Annotated in this window: 1 protein-coding gene; it reads right to left on the bottom strand. The window is 67.8% G+C overall.

The window, feature by feature from the left end; genetic code table 11:
- Positions 1 to 33 precede the first annotated feature (33 nt).
- Positions 34 to 1,227: an IS481 family transposase gene (locus ACIBK9_RS51810; protein WP_397166835.1), complete on the bottom strand. Its 1,194-nt coding sequence runs from the start codon at positions 1,225 to 1,227 to the stop codon at positions 34 to 36.
- Between the last annotated feature and the right edge of the window lie 107 nt (positions 1,228 to 1,334).

Here is a 1,334-nt window from a genome sequence, read left to right as displayed (position 1 = left end):
TGTGATGTCTCGGGACATCGGAAACCCTCGAACCTACGGGTTCGGGGGTTTCGTCTTGTTCGGGTTTGCCTGGGGCTGGTAGTCGCGGGTGGGGTCGAGGATCAGCTCGCGTAGGAGTTCTCCGGTGACGGCGTTGACGACGCGGATGTGCAGGTCGTCGATCAGGAGGATGACGTGGGTTCGGGCGTGGGTTCGTCCGATGCCGATGTGGTGCAGTCGGCCGTTGACGCGCAGGGTGACCACGCCGGAGGGGTCGATGCGGTCGTGGCGTACGCGTGTGTGGGTGTCGGCGTCGCGGCTGCCGTCGGGCAGGGCCTTGGGTGAGGCGGCGTAGGTCGTGGCCGGGGTGGCGCGGTGCGGCAGGGACCGGTGCGGGCGGTGGTGGTTGTAGGCGTCGGTGAAGCGGTCGAGTAGCGCTTGCAGGCCGGCGAGGGTGGCTGGTTGGCAGGGTTGGGCGTGTAGCCAGTTCTTCATGGTTTGCTGGAAGCGTTCGACCTTGCCGCAGGTGGTGGGGTGGTTGGGGGCGCTGTTCTTCTGGCGGACGTGCAGGCGGCGCAGGTCGTTTTCGAAGGCGTTGCGGCCGCCGCGGCCGCCGGCCAGCCGGGTGGTGAAAACCATGCCGTTGTCGGTCAGTGTGGAGGCGGGCACGCCGTGGGCGGCGACGGCAGCGCGGAACGTGTCGCGCACGATCGGGCCGGTGACGCGGACGTGCGCGGTCACCGACAGGGCGTAGCGGGAGTGGTCGTCCAGCCAGGACAGGATCTCGGTGTCAGTGCCGTCGGCGAGGCGGTAGTGGGTGAAGTCGGCCTGCCAGGTCTCGTTCGGCAGCGCTGCTTGGAAGCGGATGTAGGACGAGCGGGGCCGTTTCTTCGGCTCGGGCACGACCAGGCCGTGGCGAGTGAGGTAGCGGCTGATCGTGGCCCGTGACACCGTCCGCTGATGGTGCTGTCGCAGATGCCAGGCGATCGTGTCCGGGCCGGCGTCCAGTCCCTGCTCGGCGAGGTCCTTGCGGAGCCGGACGATCAGCTCGACGGTGTCGGCGTCGATCGTGTTCGGCGAGGTGTGCGGACGTCGCGACCGGGGCTCGAACGCTGCCTCGCCCTGGGCACGGTAGCGCGCGACGAGCTTGGACACCCAGCCCTTGGACACCCCGTAGGCGCGGGCGACCTCTGCTTGGGAGCGGCCCTCGACGACAACGGCGGTGATGACAACTCTGGCCTTGGACACACCGCCCACGCTGTTGATCGCGGTGGTTGCCTATGTCCCGAGACACACTCTGTTGAAGTTTCCTATGTCCTGCGACACGGGTTTCCTATGTCCTGAACCAGCACACT

The organism is Nonomuraea sp. NPDC050227 (assembly GCF_044459705.1).
Classification (GTDB): Bacteria; Actinomycetota; Actinomycetes; order Streptosporangiales; family Streptosporangiaceae; genus Nonomuraea.
Note: the sequence above shows the minus strand (reverse complement) of the source record. Positions and strands in the feature narration are given on the sequence as shown.